Below are 16,110 nucleotides of genomic sequence, written 5' to 3'. Positions count from 1 at the left end.
CGCAAGCGGAGGCCAGTGCCAGGGGCACGATTGCGTCCGCGAGGTCACCTATGCGGGCGATGCTGGAAGGAAAACCGTGTGAGCCGGATTTCGGTCCGGGGATTCGCCGTGGCTTCTGCCACCGCGGTCACCACCGTCGGCGCTGTCGTGGGTGTTGCCTCGGGCAACGCCCAGCCCTCGAGCTCGAACGACATCGAGGCAGCGGCAAGCGACGCGACGCTCCTCGCAGACATCCCCGCGGGTCAGCAGGCCCAGGTCCAGACCGCGTCCCTGACGCAGCAGGCCGACGCGCAGGCCATGGCCGCCGACAACACCGCGAAGAAGACCGCCGCGGAGGAGGCCCGCAAGCAGGCCGCCGCCTCGGCGATCGAGAAGCAGAAGGCCGCGGAGAAGGAAGAGGCGGCCAAGAAGGCCGCGCTCAAGAAGGAGCGTGAGGAGAAGGCCGAGACGAAGGCCAGCCGCTCCTCCGCCCGCGACGCCTCCAGCTTCAAGCCCCAGGGCTCCTACACGGTCGCTCAGGTCCAGGCGATGGCACGGCAGATGGTCCCCGGTGACCAGTTCCAGTGCTTCAGCAACATCGTCAACCACGAGTCCACGTGGAACTACAAGGCCACCAACGCCGGTTCGGGCGCCTACGGGCTCGTCCAGGCGCTGCCCGGTTCCAAGATGGCCTCGGCGGGCGCCGACTGGCAGACCAACCCGGCCACGCAGATCAAGTGGGGCCTCGGGTACATGAACGACCGCTACGGCAGCCCGTGCGGAGCCTGGAACTTCTGGCAGGCGAACAGCTGGTACTAGGCCGCGTCGGGCCGTACCCGCAGGCAACCTTGAGAGGCCCCTCACCGTCCTTCGGTGGGGGGCTTCGCCGTGTACGGTCGGTCCGGACGGCTCCAGGGGGGAGTGGTGAGGAAAGACGGGGGTAGAGGACGGATCATGTCGCGAGTGCCAGGGTGGCTCGGCCGGCTCGGAGCCGGACTGAGCAGTATGGGTGAGCGGTTGGACGAGAAGCGCCGCGACCGGGACGCCGACTCGGACACCGACGAGTCGAACGACCCCTCTCACAGAGACCACAGGGGCCACGGGGATCACGGAGACCTCGGGGATCACGCGGAGTACGGCGACCACGAGCACGTGCCGGCGCCGCCCGCGTACGCCCCGGCCATAGCGGCCCGCCCCGACCCCGTCGCCTCCATCCCGTGGGGCATGCGGGTCGCGGCCGAGGCCGGCTGGCGCCTCCTCGTCCTCGCGGGCACCCTCTGGGTCCTGATGAAGGTCATCAGCGCGGTCCAGCTGGTCGTGCTCGCCTTCGTGGCCGCGCTCCTGATCACCGCGCTGCTGCAGCCCACCGTGGCCCGGCTGCGACGGCTCGGTCTGCCCCGGGGCCTCGCGACGGCGGTCACCGCGATCCTCGGCTTCGTCATCATGGGCCTGGTCGGCTGGTTCGTGGTCTGGCAGGTCATGGAGAACGCCGACGAACTGTCCCGGCAGGTCCAGGACGGCATCGAGGATCTGCGCAAGTGGCTCCTCAACAGCCCGTTCCACGTGACCGAGGACCAGATCAACGACATCGCCAAGAGTCTGCGCGACGCGGTCGGCTCCAACACCGAGGAGCTCACCTCCGCGGGCCTGGAAGGCGTCACGGTCATCGTCGAGTTGCTGACCGGCATCCTGCTCGCGATGTTCTCGACGCTCTTCCTGCTGTACGACGGCAAGCGCATCTGGCAGTGGTTCCTGAAACTGATGCCCGCTCAGGCGCGGCCCGGCATCGCGGGCGCGGGCCCGCGGGCCTGGCGCACGCTCACCGCCTATGTGCGCGGCACGGTGATAGTGGCCCTGATCGACGCCATCTTCATCGGCCTCGGCATCTACTTCCTCGGCGTGCCGATGGCGGTGCCGCTCGCCGTCATCATCTTCCTCGCCGCGTTCGTGCCGCTGGTCGGCGCCGTCGTCTCCGGCGCCCTCGCGGTGGTCGTCGCGCTGGTCACGCAGGGCGTGTTCACGGCCGTGATGGCGCTGGTGGTGGTCCTCGCGGTGCAGCAGATCGAGGGGCACATCCTGCAGCCGTTCATCCTCGGCCGCGCGGTGCGGGTGCATCCGCTGGCGGTGATCCTGTCCGTCGCCGCGGGCGGCATGGTCGCCGGCGTGGGCGGCGCGGTCGTGGCGGTGCCGCTGGTCGCCGTCACCAACACGGTCGTCGGCTATCTGCGGTCCTACGCGCGGGAGGCGGCCCTCAAGCAGGCGCCGCAGCCGCGGGGCGCGACGGCGCTGGACTCCTCGGCGGCGCACTCCTCCGCCACGGCTGCCCCGGCCGCCGCTCCAGACCGTGCCGCTTCCCCCGAGGGGGCCGCCTCCCCGGAGCGGACCGCCTCCCCGGCCACAGCGCAGGACGCCACCCCCGCCCCGGCCGCCCCCGAGCCGCCCGCCGACCCGCGGGAGTGATCCGTACACACGCGTGTGGGGCCCGGAACCAACAGGTTCCGGGCCCCACACACGTATGAGCTACGAGCGCTACGCGAGGTGCGCCTCGGAGTCCAGGGTGACGCCCACGGCCTGGATGACCGCGGCGACCTTGAAGGCCTCCTGGATCGTCTCGCGGTCGACGCCGGCCTTGCGCAGGACCTGCTCGTGCGAGTCCAGGCACTGGCCGCAGCCGTTGATCGCGGAGACCGCGAGGGACCACAGCTCGAAGTCGACCTTCTCGACGCCCGGGTTGCCGATGACGTTCATCCGCAGGCCGGCGCGCATCGTCCCGTACTCCGGGTCGGAGAGCAGGTGGCGCGTGCGGTAGAAGACGTTGTTCATCGCCATGACGGCGGCGGCCGACTTGGCGGCGGTGTACGCCTCGGGGGAGAGGTTCGCCTTCGCCTCGGGCTCCAGCTCGCGCAGCACCTTCGGGGAGCGGGACGCGATGGCGCAGGCCAGCACGGTGCCCCACAGCTGCTGCTGCGGCAGGTCGCTGTTGCCGATGACCGAGCCCAGGTTCAGGCGGAGGTCCTTGGCGTAGTCCGGAACGGCGGACTTCAGTTCGTCGAGTGCCATGTCAGAGGCTCCTGTTCACTCGCCGGAGAGCAGCGCGACCGGGTCGAGGGTCTCGTCGCCCTTGCTCCAGTTGCACGGGCACAGCTCGTCGGTCTGCAGGGCGTCGAGGACCCGCAGGACCTCCTTGGGGTTACGGCCCACGGAACCGGCGGTCACCATCGTGAACTGGATCTCGTTGTTCTGGTCGACGATGAAGACGGCGCGCTGCGCGAAGCCGTCCTCGCCCTCGATGCCGAGGTCACGCATGAGCTCGTGCTTCGAGTCGGCCAGCATCGGGAAGGGCAGGTCCGTCAGGTCCGGGTGGTCCTTGCGCCAGGCGTGGTGCACGAACTCGGAGTCACCGGAGAAGCCGAGGATCTGGGCGTCACGGTCGGCGAACTCGTCGTTCAGCTTGCCGAAGGCCGCGATCTCGGTCGGGCACACGAAGGTGAAGTCCTTGGGCCACGCGAAGACGATCTTCCACTTGCCCTCGTAGGTCTTGTGGTTGATCTGCTCGAACTCCTGGCCCTGCTCCAGCGAGACACAGGCGGTCAGGTCGAACTCGGGGAACTTGTCACCGACAGTGAGCACACGTACTCCTTGCGACGAAGAAAATCCCTTTTGGGGAGTTTCCTGTGGGGTTGGACTGATGTCGATGGTGGCACAGGGTGCATTGATTAGGGAAATAGCTAGAGTGGGTCGTGTTGATCGGAGGTAGTTATCAGTGCGAGCCATAAATAGGGGCAAGCAGACCAACGGCAAGCAGCCGAGCCTGGCGCAGCTGCGGGCCTTCGCCGCGGTGGCCGAGCATCTGCACTTCCGGGACGCCGCGTCCTCGATCGGGATGAGCCAGCCGGCCCTCTCCGGGGCCGTCGCCGCGCTGGAGGAGGCACTGGGTGTCAAGCTCCTGGAGCGGACCACCCGCAAGGTGCTGCTCTCGCCGGCCGGGGAGCGGCTCGCCCTGCGGGTCAGGGCGGTCCTCGACGAGGTCGAGGCGCTCATGGAGGAGGCCGACGCGGTCAAGGCGCCGTTCACCGGCGCGCTGCGGCTCGGCGTGATCCCGACCGTCGCGCCCTATCTGCTGCCGACGGTGATCACACTGGTCCACGAGAAGTACCCGGACCTCGATCTCCAGGTGCACGAGGAGCAGACCGCCACCCTCCTGGAGGGGCTCACCGCCGGACGGCTCGACCTGCTGTTGCTCGCCGTGCCGCTCGGTGTGCCCGGGGTGAGCGAACTGCCGCTCTTCGACGAGGACTTCGTGCTCGTCACCCCGCTCGACCACTGGCTCGGCGGCCGCGAGGGCATCCCCCGCGAGGCGCTGAAGGAGCTCAATCTGCTGCTTCTGGACGAGGGGCACTGCCTGCGCGACCAGGCACTCGACATCTGCCGGGAGGCGGGCCGCGCGGACGCGCCCGTCACCACGACCGCCGCCGGGCTCTCCACCCTCGTCCAGCTGGTCGCGGGCGGGCTCGGCGTGACGCTGCTTCCGCGCACCGCCGTCCGCGTGGAGACCAGCCGCAGCAACCAGCTCCTGACCGGGTACTTCGCCGACCCCGCCCCTACCCGGCGGATCGCGCTCGCGATGCGCACGGGGGCTGCGCGGGCCGCCGAGTACGAGGAGTTGGCCGCCGCCCTGCAGGAGGCGGTGCGGCCCCTGCCGGTGCGGGTGGTGTGACGACCCGCACCGGCGTTCCGGAACCCGGAGCTACTCCGTACGCAGCCCGTCCGGCCGCATCATCCGCCGCAGCGGCGGCAGGCTGAGCAGCGTGACGACGGCGACCATCACCGCTCCCGCGCCCGTCAGGGGCAGGAACGACCACCAGTCGGTGACCGACTTGTCGATCATGTGGGTCATCACCACGCCCAGGCCGAGGCCGCCGACGATCGCGAGGCCGAGGCCCAGGACGACCGGGATCGCCGTCTGCCACAGCAGCGACCACGCCATCGACGAGCGGCGCGTGCCGAACGCGGTGAGGATCGCGAGCAGCCGCTTGCGCTCCCGCAGTTGCTCGATCATCGACACCAGCATGGACGCCGCGATCAGCGCCATCGTGGCGCTCGCGCCGATCTGCAGGCCGCGCGCGATGGACGCGTACTGCTTGTCGCGGTCGACCGACTTCAGGGTGTCCACCCCGACGAACGGACCGATGCGGGCCGCCGTGTTGCGCACGTACTCCTCGGCGTCCGCCACCTTCGGGTCGGTCTTGACCCAGGAGGTCGTCGAGGCATCGGCCAGCTTCTTGATGTCGATGGCCCCCGGCGTCGCGAGGATTCCGTCGATCTTCCTGCCGGACGGGTTGTTCCGCGCCCGGACGGTGGGCGTGCCCTTGGGCAGCGTCCACAGGACCGGCTCGGCGTTCTCGTGGAAGTCGGGGTCGGGTCCGATGTTGACCGGCTTGCCGGGGCGTGCCGTCTCGTCCACCCAGCCGTTCTGCTCCTTGCTCGCGGTGTGCGAGACGAAGGTGTCGCCGTCCTTGCAGGAGCCGAGGTCCGCCAGTTCGCGCAGGGTGGCGCAGGTGCCGATGGTCACCTCCGTGGTCGGCGTCAGGTCGTTGACCTTCTTGCCGCCGGGCCGGGTGACGTACGCCTGCACGGTACCGATGACCTTGGTGACGCCCTTGGTCGCGGTGAAGTCGTCGATCATCCGCTGGGCGAGGGGGCCGCTCGCGGTCCCGCTGCTGACCGTGAGCTGGGCGCGCGTGGTGTCCTGGCCCGTGATCTCGTTGAAGTCGTCGTGCATGGACGCGAACATCATCTGCAGCGCCACCGCGCCCGCCACCGCCACGGTGATCCCGCTGACCGCCCGGGACGCGGTGCCGGTGGTCAACTGCAGCCTGCGGACGGCGAGTTGCCAGGGCACGGGCCCGCCGCGCAGCCGTCCCACGACGGCCTCGACGAGCCAGGGGAGCAGCGCGCTGAGCCCGATCAGGGAGAGCGCCGAACCCACCGCGATCGCGGTCACGTTGACGGAGGCGCTGCCCAGGGAGCGGTCGATGCGGCCCGAGTAGAGCAGGATGCCGATGCCGAGGACCGGCAGTACGAGCCGCCACCACAGGCGGCGCTTGCGCTGCTTGCCGCCCCGGACCACCCCGAGGGGTTCGATGGCGACCGAGCGCAGCGAGACGAGGGTCACCAGGACCGCCGACACCGGCACGGCCACCGCGACCAGCGCGGCCAGGCCGGCCGACGGCACCATGTCGGACGGGTACGCGCTGACGTTCGTCAGGTCGACCACGCCCACCAGTTCCCGTAGGAGCAGGAAGAGCACGGCGCCCGCGACGAGCCCGAGGAGTGCGCCGAACAGCGCCTCGCCCGCGGCGATCCTGCGCACCGCGCGGGCGTCCGCGCCGATCAGGCGCAGGGCCGCGAGCCGCCGGTCCCGCCGGTCGCCGCCGAACCGCACGGCCGTACCGATGAAGATCGCCACCGGGGTGAGCAGCACGACGCAGATCAGGACGACGAGCGCCATCAGGAACGGGTCGAGCGGCAGGGAGTCGTCCTGTCCGAAGCTCTGGACGCGGTAGTTGTTGCCCGTCGCGGTGATCTTGTCGCTGCCCACGTAGTAGTAGAGCTCCACCGGGGAGAGGAGGCCCGCCTCGCCGATGGTGCCGGTCACGCGGAAGTCCCGGAAGCGCTCCTTGAGCAGCTTGTTCGCCGGGTCGTCGAGCAGGTCGCGCAGCGCGGGCGAGACGACCATCTCGCCGGGTGCGGGGAGCTTGTCGAGCCCCGGCGGCAGCACCGGGTTCTTGCCGTCGGCGCGCAGGAAGAGGCCGTTGAGGCTCTTGTCGCGGAAGGTGGTGCCGGTGTTGCGTATGACGACCGTCGAGTCGCCCGCCTTGGCCGGCTTGCCGTCGAAGGAGGAGTGCGGTGTGCGCGCGATGGACCGGTCGTCGCGGTTCTGGAGCATGTTCGGCACCGATGCGGCGCCGAGCAGCAGCGCGACGCCGAGGCCGACGCCGACGGCGGTCAGGATCGTGCGGATCCAGCCCTCGCGGCCGCCGCTCGTCGCGAACCGCATGCCCATGCCCAGGTCGCGCGTCCAAGCGGCGACGCCGGTCGGGGCCACGGCGGCCGGCGCCTCGGTCGCGGGCCGGGGGCGTACTCGGGTGTCGCTCATGAGGCCCGCTCCATGTCACGCGACTTGCCGTCCCGCACGACGATCTCGCGGTCCGAGTACGCGGCGACACGGGTCTCGTGGGTGACCAGGACGACGGCGGCGTTGGTGGAGCGTGCGGCGTCGGTGAGCATCTCCATGACGCGCTCGCCGTTGAGCGAGTCGAGCGCGCCGGTCGGCTCGTCGGCGAAGATCACGCGCGGGCCCGGGGCGAGGGAGCGGGCCACGGCGACGCGCTGGCCCTGGCCGCCGGAGACCTCGCCGGGCCGTTTGTCGCGCACGTCGGCGACGTCGAGCCGCTCCATCCAGGTGAGCGCGACGGACTCGGCCTCCTTGCGCTTGACGCCGTTCATGCGCAGCGGAAGCGCCACGTTCTCCACACAGGTGAGCTCGGGCACCAGCTGCCCGAACTGGAAGACGAAGCCGAACTCGCTGCGGCGCAGGGCGCTCAGCTCGCCGTCCGACATGCCGGTCAGCGAGCGGCCGCCGTACGAGATGGAGCCCTCGTCGGGCCGGACGATCCCGGCGAGGCAGTGCAGCAGGGTCGACTTTCCGGAGCCGGAAGGACCCATGACCGCGACGACCTCGCCCGGGTGGATGGAGAATTCCGCGCCGTCCAGCGCGGTGGTCGGGCCGTACGCCTTGCGGAGTCCGTGGGCCACGAGAAGGGAACCTGCGGGGGTCATGCGGAGCGCACCTCCTGGGCGAGCTTGCCGAGGCGCGCGGCGGCCAGTTCCAGCCAGCGCAGATCGGCTTCGAGATGGAACAGCGCGTGGTCGCAGACGAGTTGGTCGGCGAGGTCGCCCTTGCGCTTGCGGTCGGTGAGGATGCGCATCAGGCGCAGGTGCTCGGCGCGCTGCACGTCGAGGAGTTCGGCGGCGTCCCGGCCGGTGAGCAGGGCGAGGACGACCTTGGTGTAGAGGGTCGACTGGAGGTAGGGCTCCGGCTTCTCGGGGGTGGCCAGCCATCGCTGGACGTCCGTGACGCCGGCGTCGGTGATCGCGTACCGCTTGCGCTCGGGACCGCCGCCCGCCTCTATGCCGTCGACCTCGACGAGGCCGTTCTTCAGCAGCCGGGACATGGTCGAGTAGACCTGCCCGTAGTGCAGGGGCTTGTCGTGCCCGAACTTCTCGTCGAAGGCGCGCTTGAGGTCGTAGCCGTGCCGGGGGCCGGACTCCAGGAGACCCAGAAGGGTGTGGCCAATGGACATGATGAGCACTCTACACGCCGTGTATACCCACGGTGTATACGTGCGATGTGACGCTCATTTGTGCGAGCTCCGGGCAACCTTCCCGGCCGGAGAATCGTCGGTTCCTTAGGGGCAGGTGCTCATTGTCACGTCCGCAAAAGACGGGATGGGCAGGAGTTTGTCCCACGCTGCGGTGTTAGCTTCATGAGCTGACTCGACGTACGCATGAGAACTAGACGGAAGCGGAGCACTCTCAGTCATGGGCCGAGCCGAAGAACGACAAGCGCGGCAGCGCGGTGCCCGCCGGGCAGCGCGTGGGCGCCCGTCAGGCCGGAGCAAGCCCAAGCGCACCGGCATACGCCGCTTCTTCACCTGGAAGAAGATCCTCGGCACGTTCTTCGGGTTCTGCCTGCTCGGCATGGTCGGCTTCGTGGTCCTGTACCTCGTGGTGGACATACCCAAGGGCAACGCCGCGGCACGGATGCAGAGCAACGTCTACAAGTACAGCAATGGCGACGTCATCGCCCGCACCGGAGACGTGAACCGCGAGATCGTCGACCTGGACAAGGTCCCCGAGGACGTCCAGAAGACCTTCGTCGCCGCGGAGAACAAGTCCTTCTACAAGGACGAGGGCGTCGACTTCAAGGGCACGGCCCGCGGTCTGATCAACACGGTGACGGGCAAAGGCAAGCAGGGTGGCTCGACGATCACCCAGCAGTACGTGAAGAACTACTACCTCAGCCAGGACCAGACCGTCAGCCGCAAGCTGAAGGAACTGGTCGTCTCGCTGAAGGTCGACCGCGAGAAGAGCAAGGACGACATCCTCGCGGGCTACATCAACACCAGCTACTACGGCCGCGGCGCCTACGGCATCCAGGCAGCCGCCCAGGCCTACTACGGCGTCGACGCCGAGAAGCTGAGCGTGTCGCAGGGCGCCTACCTGGCCGCGCTGCTGCAGGCCCCCAGCCAGTACGACTGGACGTCCGCGACGCCGACCGGCAGGAAGCTGGTCAAGGCGCGCTGGAACTACGTCCTCGACAACATGGTCGAGGAGGACTGGCTGGACTCGGGGACGCGGGAAGGCCTGACGTTCCCCAAGCCGCACACCCCCAAGGCGCCGCCAGGCCGTGAGGGCCAGATCGGCTACCTCGTGGAGGAGGCCAAGCGCGAGGTCCTGCGCAACAGCGACCTGAGCGAGGCCGAGTTCGAGGCGGGCGGTTACACCGTCACGCTGAACATCGACCCCAAGAAGCAGAAGCAGCTCGAGAAGGCCGTCGACAAGAAGCTCAACGACCGGCTCGACCGCAAGAAGAACAAGGCCGACGCGCGGGTCCAGGCGGGCGCCGCGTCCGTCGACCCGAAGACCGGCAAGGTCCTCGCCATGTACGGCGGCGAGGACTACGTGAAGCACTACACGAACAACGCCACCCGGCGGGACTACCAGTCGGCGTCCACGTTCAAGCCGCTGATCCTCGCCGCCGCGCTGGAGGACGGCGCCACGACGCAGGACGGCAAGCCGATCACGGCGGGCACGATCTACGACGGCACCAGCAGGCGCCCGGTCCGGGGCAGCGAGGTGAGCTTCGCGCCGCCGAACGAGGACGGCCGCAGCTACGGGCCCGTCACCGTCCAGAAGGCGATGAACAAGTCCATCAACTCCGTCTTCGCGCAGATGGGCGTCGACGTGGGGATGCCCAAGGTCATGGAGATGGCCGGCAAGCTCGGCATGAACGTCGAGGGCCTGCCCGCGGTGCCCGCACAGACGCTGGGCTCCATGGGCGCGAGCCCGCTGGAGATGGCGGGCGTGTACGCCACGCTCGACAACCACGGCAAGAAGGTCACCCCGGCGCTGGTCGGTTCCGTCGAGCACAAGGACCGCACCGTCGACCTGCCCGACCCGGTCGGCGATGAGGTCATCAAGCGCGGCACCGCCGACTCGCTGACCTCGGTGCTCACCGGCGTGGTCGACGACGGTACGGGTGGTGCGGTGCGCAACCCCTCGCAGGACGTGGCCGGCAAGACCGGTACGTCCGACGACAACAAGTCGGCCTGGTTCACGGGTTACACGCCGAAGCTGGTCACCTCCGTCGGCCTGTTCGGCGAGGGCGCCCCGGGCACCCCGGAGAAGAACAAGCAGGTCTCCATGAAGGGCGCCGGCGGCAGGGCCCGCGTCGACGGCGGCAGCTTCCCCGCAGACATCTGGGCGGCGTACACCTTCGACGCCATGGGCTCGCCGAGCGAGTTCGACCTCGACACGGACATGGGCGCGGCCGTCGCGCCGCCCCCGGACCCGACGTCGAAGGCCCCGAAGGAGCCGTCGGGCACCCCGTCGACGCCGGACACGGATCCGACCAAGACGCCGACGAAGACCCCGACGAAGACGCCGACCAAGTCGCCCACGAAGTCGCCGACCAAGTCACCGACGGTCCCGCCGCCGACGACCGAGCCGGATCCGACGACCTCGCCGGATCTCCCGCCGGATCCGGACGACGACCTGTTCGACAGGGACTGACCCCGCGAGGCGACCGCATGCGAAGGCGCCCCGGACCACAAAGGTCCGGGGCGCCTTCGTACGTGCCGTGGCGGGCCGCTCAGTTCCGGTTCAGCTCGAACCAGACCACCTTGCCCGTGCTCAGCCGTGTCGCTCCCCAGCGGCGTGCCATCTTGTTGACCAGGTACAGGCCGCGGCCGCCCTCGTCCGTGGCGCGGGCGTTGCGCAGGCGGGGGAGTTGCGGGACGTCGTCGCCGACCTCGCAGCGCAGCACGTCGGTGCGCAGCAGCCGCAGGGTGATCGGCCGCGACGCGTACCGCACGGCGTTGGTCACGACCTCGCTGACGAGGAGCTCCACCGAGTCGCTCAGCTCCTCCAGGCCCCAGCGGACCAGGGCGCTGCGGGCCAGGCGGCGGGCGCGGGAGGGTGTCGCGTTCTCCGGCTCCAGGAACCAGTACGCGACGTCGCTCGGCGCGATCCCGTCGAAGCGGGCGGCGAGCAGCGCGATGTCGTCGTCCCGGTCGCCGGGGCCGAGCATGTCGAGCACCTCGTCGCAGAGCGCCTCCAAGGGCGGCGGGTGGTCGGGGCCGGTCAACTGGGCGGTCGCGGCGAGGCGTTCGCGCAGCTGCTCTATGCCGGTCCACACGTCGCGCAGCCGGGACTCGACGAGCCCGTCCGTGTACAGGAGCAGCGTCGCGCCCGCGGGGGCGTCCAGCTCCACCGCCTCGAAGTCGACGCCGCCGACGCCGATGGGGGCGCCCGGCGGGACCCTGAGCACCTCCGCGCGGCCGCCCAGGTGCAGCAGGACGGGCGGCGGGTGGCCCGCGTTGGCGATGGTGATGCGGTGCGCGACCGGGTCGTAGACCGCGTACAGGCAGGTCGCCATGCGGTCGGAGCCGAGCCGTTGGGCCTGCTCGTCGAGGTGGTGCAGGACCTCCTGGGGCGGCAGGTCGAGCCCGGCGAGGGTCTGTGCGGTCGTCCGGAGCTGGCCCATGATCGCGGCGGAGGTCATGGAGTGGCCCATGACGTCGCCCACGACCAGGGCGACGCGGCTGCCGGGCAGCGGGATCGCGTCGTACCAGTCGCCGCCGACCCGGGCCGTCTCGGCGGCCGGCAGATAGCGCGAGGCGAGCCGCACGCCGGTCGGGCGGGGCAGGGTCTCGGGGAGCATGGTGCGCTGCAGCTCGTCGGCGATGTACGCCTCGCGGCCGTACAGGACGGCCTTGTCGATGCCGAGCGCGCTGTGCGTGGCCAGCTGGGCGGCGACCAGCAGGTCGTCCGCCTCGAAGGCGGGCCGGTCGGGCCGGCGCAGGAACACGGCCGCGCCGATCACCCGGCGCCGGCCCCGCAGCGGCGCGAGGATCGCCCGCTGTCCGCCGGGCAGGGTGCGCCCCTCGCCGAGCAGTTCGGGCAGCGCGGCGCGCGCCGCCGCCGAGTCCGCGAAGACCGGACGCACCCCGCGCAGCACCTCGGCGAGCGCGCCGCCGGGCCGCACCTCGCACAGTTCGGCGCTGCCCATCACATCGGCGATGTCGGGCTGCACCACTTGGAGGGCGGGCGGGGTGGCGCCGTCGGTGTCCGGCTCGTCGGCGCCCTCTTCGAGGGAGCGCAGCCGGTCGGAGCGGCGCAGCCGCAGGACCAGCGGGCCGGTCGGCCGCTCGTCGCCGACGGGCAGCGGGTCGCGCAGATAGACCAGGATCGCGTCGGAGAACGTCGGCACGGTCGCCCGGCACAGCCCCATCACGATCTCGTCGAGGTCGATGCCGCGGGCGATGCGCCGGGTCGCGGCGCCCACGAAGCGCAGCCGGTCGCCGTCGCGCCGCATCGCCACCGGAGCCGCACCCGGCGGCCTGGGCAGCCCGGAGCGCCGCTCCTCGCCGTCCGGCGGCCCCGCGGAACCGTCCGGGGCGGGACCGGGCTGTGCCGGTACGCCGCTGTCGGGCGCGGGGCGCGGCCGGTGCGGGTCGGGCTCGGCGGCCGGGGACTGGGAGTGCTCGCCGGACGGCACGGGCGCCTCCGAACGCGTGTCGCCGGCCGGGGTGCGGGCGGCGGATGCCTGTGCGGTGGGTGTCTGCGGTGCGGGCGTCTGCGGGTTGGGGGTCTGGGGTGCGGGCGTCTGCGGATGGGGTGGCTGCGCGGCGGCGGGTGTCCGCGCGGCCGTCGGTGCCGTCGACCCGGCGCCCGCGCCGGTGCCCTCCCGCGGTTCGGGGGAACGCAGCAGCGCCCCGCGGGGATCCGCGGGGGCGGTCGGCCGGGCAGCTGGTGCCTTGCGACCCTCGTGGGGGGTGAGGTGCTCCGTCACGCGTTTTGAATCCGTCCGTCCGGGGCTGCGCGCCGTGCGCGCCGTCCAGCGTTGCACGTTGCTCAGCCGCGTCGGCAGTGCGGAAAGACCTGGTGTTCGGGGTCGGGGCCTCCCCTGCTCTCGTCCACCAGGTAACCGGATACCCGGATTGGCTGTCCCAGGAACGGAATCGCCGCGTCATCCGGATCGGCCGCGGCCATGGACCGCCGGAACCCGGCTGCCGGGACGTTCTTTCCGGCCAGGTCCAGCATGCCCGCCGAGCCAACCGCGCCGAGCGCCGTACGGCCGGATCCGGTCAGCCGGCGGGCGGTCGGATCCGGGTGCGGGAAGGCGTCGTCGTCGTGCTGCCCGATGGTGTCACAGGCCGTTGCCCGGCCTCTGCGGTGCTCGCTCACGTTCTGCCGCCCCTCGATGACTTCCTGTCAGGCACCGCGCGGACGCACGGAGTTGCTGCTGTGCGCCCTTGCGGAGGACGATCCTACGTTTGAACCACGGGGGCGCATCAAGGGTCTCATGAGGACACATGCGCGGGCGTACGGTCCCAGTCATCCGGAAGGGAGGGTACGACCCAGGACGGATCGGGGCGCCAGTGCTGCCAGTTGTCCGAAAACGGCGCCCCCCACGCCGCGATCACGTCAAGTGCGGCCTGCCCGGCGGCGCGTACGTCGGCGGCCTTGTCGGCGCCCATCAGACCCACCCGGAGGGCCTGCTCGAACTCGTCCTCGTCGTGCCAGCGCCAGCTGCGGTCCGGGCGCACGGAGATGTCCAGAAAGTGGTCCTCGGAGTCGACGCCGCCGGCCCACCGGGTGCGCGGCTCCTCCAGGTTCACGTACCAGTTCTTGAACCGCCAGCCCGGGTCCCAGAAGAGCCAGACCGACCAGGGGTCGCGGGGCCGCGCGAGCTTGAGGACGCCGGTGCCGGACCAGCGGCCGGTGCGGACGGCGCGCGGCTTGGTGTAGCGGGTGGCGAGCGGCTCGCGGTGCAGCGGCGTCCCGTCGGCGATGACCGGTTTCACGCACTCGGTGCCGGGCGCCATCCACACGGCGAGCAGTTCGTCGGTGTCCCGTACGACGGTGACGGGGCGACAGATGTGCACGCGGGGCCCGGAGTTCTCCCGGTACCGCCACAGGATGTGGTCCCCGGGCGCCCACCGCACCGCCCCGCCACCGGCCGCCGTCTTCCCGTCGAGGTCTGTCATGGACAGATACTAGACGCCCCCCAAGCCCCCCGCTGTGGGCAGGCGTGCCGCGAACACGCCGAGGGACCGCCCCTCCGCTGTGGGCAGGCGTGCGGCGAACACGCCGAGGGACCGCCCCTCCGCTGTGGGCAGGCGTGCCGCAGGGCGGCACGGGTGGGCACAGCCCCCGGTGCCGGGCGCAGCGACGTCCGACCTGAGCCGAAGACACGGCACACCCCCACCGGACGGTGCCGCGCGCAGCGACGTGGTCCAGGGGAAGACCCCGGTCAGGCCCGCGTCATACCCAGCACATCCAACGCCTCGTCCAACTGCTCCAGCGTGAGGTCGCCCCGCTCGACATACCCGGACTCCAGGACCACCTCACGGATGGTCTTCCGTTCGGCGAGGGACTTCTTGGCGACCTTCGCCGCCTCCTCGTACCCGATGTACTTGTTGAGCGGCGTCACGACCGACGGCGACGACTCGGCGTACTCTCGCGCGCGCTCGCGGTTCGCGGTGATCCCGTCGACCGTCCGGTCGGCGAGCAGCCGGGAGACGTTGGCGAGCAGCCGGATCGACTCCAGGACGTTCTTGGCGATGACCGGCAGCATGACGTTCAGCTCGAAGTTGCCGGCGGCCCCCGCCGCCGCGACCGTCGCGTCGTTCCCGGTGACCTGCGCGGCGACCATCAGCGCGGCCTCCGGGATCACCGGGTTGACCTTGCCGGGCATGATCGACGAACCGGGCTGGAGGTCGGGAAGGTTGATCTCGGCGAGCCCCGTGCGCGGGCCCGACGCCATCCACCGCAGATCGTTGGCGATCTTCGTCAGGCCGACGCCGACGGTCCGCAGCTGGCCGCTGGTCTCGACGATGCCGTCCCGGGCGCCCTGCGCCTCGAAGTGGTCGCGGGCCTCGGTGAGCGGAAGGCCGGTGGCCCGCGCGACCTCGGCGATGACGGCGGCGGCGAAACCGGGCGGAGTGTTGATGCCGGTGCCCACCGCGGTGCCGCCCAGCGGCAGTTCGGCGAGGCGGGGCAGCGAGGCGCGCAGCCGCTCGACGCCGTACCGCACCTGCGCCGCGTACCCGCCGAACTCCTGGCCGAGCGTCACAGGCGTCGCGTCCATCAGGTGCGTACGACCGGACTTCACGACGTCCGCGAACTCCTCGGCCTTGCGCTCGAGGGCGGCGGCGAGGTGCTCCAGGGCGGGGATCAGATCGCCGGTGACGGCGGCCGTCGCCGCGATGTGGATCGAGGAGGGGAAGACGTCGTTGGACGACTGCGAGGCGTTGACGTGGTCGTTGGGGTGGACGTCGCGGCCGAGGCGTTCCGTCGCGAGCGTGGCGAGGACCTCGTTGGTGTTCATGTTGGACGAGGTGCCGGAGCCGGTCTGGAAGACGTCGACCGGGAAGTGGTCGTCCCAGCGGCCGTCGACGACCTCGGCGGCCGCGGCGGCGATGGCCTCGGCGACGTCCTTGTCGACCACGCCCAGCTCGGCGTTGACCTGGGCGGCGGCCGCCTTGATCCGGGCCAGGGCGGCGATGTGGGCGCGTTCGAGCACCTGCCCGGAGACGGGGAAGTTCTCCACCGCGCGCTGGGTCTGGGCCCGCCACTTGGCGTGCGCGGGGACCTTCACCTCGCCCATGGAGTCGTGCTCGATCCGGTACGCGCCGGTGCGGTCGTCGCTGGCGTCACTGGTCATGCCCTGAACCTACCTCTCCGTTCAAACCCCGTAAAAAGTTGAGCACTTGTCTTGTTCCAGGTATTCCCAAGCCTGCTACCCACCAGTAAAAACCCTGGGTAACACCACACCGGGGA

General features: G+C 70.9%; 13 protein-coding genes. 4 read left to right on the top strand and 9 right to left on the bottom strand.

Annotated features, from left to right (window positions below):
• Window positions 1-78 precede the first annotated feature (78 nt).
• Window positions 79-798: a lytic transglycosylase domain-containing protein gene (locus ACFYO9_RS03685; protein WP_355803322.1), complete on the top strand. Its 720-nt coding sequence runs from the start codon at window positions 79-81 to the stop codon at window positions 796-798.
• Between the two features lie 135 nt (window positions 799-933).
• Complete coding sequence (locus ACFYO9_RS03680) at window positions 934-2,439, top strand: AI-2E family transporter (protein ID WP_358777547.1); 1,506 nt, start codon at window positions 934-936, stop codon at window positions 2,437-2,439.
• A gap of 69 nt (window positions 2,440-2,508) precedes the next feature.
• On the opposite strand, the gene ACFYO9_RS03675 is transcribed toward ACFYO9_RS03680, so the two are convergent.
• On the bottom strand, window positions 2,509-3,039 hold the full coding sequence (locus ACFYO9_RS03675) for an alkyl hydroperoxide reductase (RefSeq protein WP_355803319.1): 531 nt from the start codon (window positions 3,037-3,039) through the stop codon (window positions 2,509-2,511).
• Between the two features lie 15 nt (window positions 3,040-3,054).
• Window positions 3,055-3,609: a peroxiredoxin gene (locus ACFYO9_RS03670; RefSeq protein ID WP_355803317.1), complete on the bottom strand. Its 555-nt coding sequence runs from the start codon at window positions 3,607-3,609 to the stop codon at window positions 3,055-3,057.
• 133 nt (window positions 3,610-3,742) lie between these two features.
• Here ACFYO9_RS03670 and ACFYO9_RS03665 point away from each other — a divergent pair, with 133 nt between their 5' ends.
• The gene (locus ACFYO9_RS03665; RefSeq protein ID WP_355803314.1) at window positions 3,743-4,696 is read left to right on the top strand and encodes a LysR substrate-binding domain-containing protein; all 954 of its coding nucleotides are present in this window, start codon (window positions 3,743-3,745) and stop codon (window positions 4,694-4,696) included.
• A gap of 30 nt (window positions 4,697-4,726) precedes the next feature.
• Here ACFYO9_RS03665 and ACFYO9_RS03660 read toward each other — a convergent pair whose 3' ends face one another.
• From ACFYO9_RS03660 to ACFYO9_RS03650, 3 genes are read right to left on the bottom strand one after another with little or no spacing between them, the layout of a single operon-like run.
• Window positions 4,727-7,138, bottom strand: coding sequence for an FtsX-like permease family protein (locus ACFYO9_RS03660; protein ID WP_358777546.1), 2,412 nt, complete (start codon window positions 7,136-7,138; stop codon window positions 4,727-4,729).
• A complete protein-coding gene (locus ACFYO9_RS03655) occupies window positions 7,135-7,821 on the bottom strand; it encodes an ABC transporter ATP-binding protein (protein ID WP_358710234.1) in 687 nt (228 codons plus the stop codon). Before ACFYO9_RS03655 ends, ACFYO9_RS03660 begins: the two co-directional genes overlap by 4 nt.
• Window positions 7,818-8,345, bottom strand: coding sequence for a PadR family transcriptional regulator (locus ACFYO9_RS03650; RefSeq protein ID WP_358777545.1), 528 nt, complete (start codon window positions 8,343-8,345; stop codon window positions 7,818-7,820). Before ACFYO9_RS03650 ends, ACFYO9_RS03655 begins: the two co-directional genes overlap by 4 nt.
• 238 nt (window positions 8,346-8,583) lie before the next feature.
• On the opposite strand from ACFYO9_RS03650, the gene ACFYO9_RS03645 reads away from it, so the two are divergent.
• Window positions 8,584-10,836 (top strand): transglycosylase domain-containing protein, encoded by a 2,253-nt coding sequence (locus tag ACFYO9_RS03645; protein WP_358777544.1) that lies wholly within the window; start codon window positions 8,584-8,586, stop codon window positions 10,834-10,836.
• 79 nt (window positions 10,837-10,915) lie between these two features.
• Here ACFYO9_RS03645 and ACFYO9_RS03640 read toward each other — a convergent pair whose 3' ends face one another.
• The 4 genes from ACFYO9_RS03640 to ACFYO9_RS03625 form a co-directional block, all read right to left on the bottom strand.
• Window positions 10,916-13,117, bottom strand: a complete 2,202-nt coding sequence (locus ACFYO9_RS03640; protein WP_358777543.1) for a SpoIIE family protein phosphatase — start codon at window positions 13,115-13,117, stop codon at window positions 10,916-10,918.
• A gap of 62 nt (window positions 13,118-13,179) precedes the next feature.
• On the bottom strand, window positions 13,180-13,512 hold the full coding sequence (locus ACFYO9_RS03635) for a hypothetical protein (RefSeq protein WP_358777542.1): 333 nt from the start codon (window positions 13,510-13,512) through the stop codon (window positions 13,180-13,182).
• 116 nt (window positions 13,513-13,628) lie between these two features.
• On the bottom strand, window positions 13,629-14,315 hold the full coding sequence (locus ACFYO9_RS03630; RefSeq protein WP_358777541.1) for a DUF402 domain-containing protein: 687 nt from the start codon (window positions 14,313-14,315) through the stop codon (window positions 13,629-13,631).
• Between the two features lie 266 nt (window positions 14,316-14,581).
• Window positions 14,582-15,994 carry a class II fumarate hydratase gene (locus tag ACFYO9_RS03625; protein WP_358777540.1) on the bottom strand — a complete coding sequence of 471 codons (1,413 nt, stop codon included), beginning with the start codon at window positions 15,992-15,994 and terminating at the stop codon, window positions 14,582-14,584.
• Window positions 15,995-16,110 lie beyond the last annotated feature (116 nt).

The sequence above is a fragment of the Streptomyces sp. NPDC005863 genome, assembly GCF_042871345.1.
In the GTDB taxonomy this organism is placed as follows: Bacteria; Actinomycetota; Actinomycetes; order Streptomycetales; family Streptomycetaceae; genus Streptomyces.
Note: the sequence above shows the minus strand (reverse complement) of the source record. Positions and strands in the feature narration are given on the sequence as shown.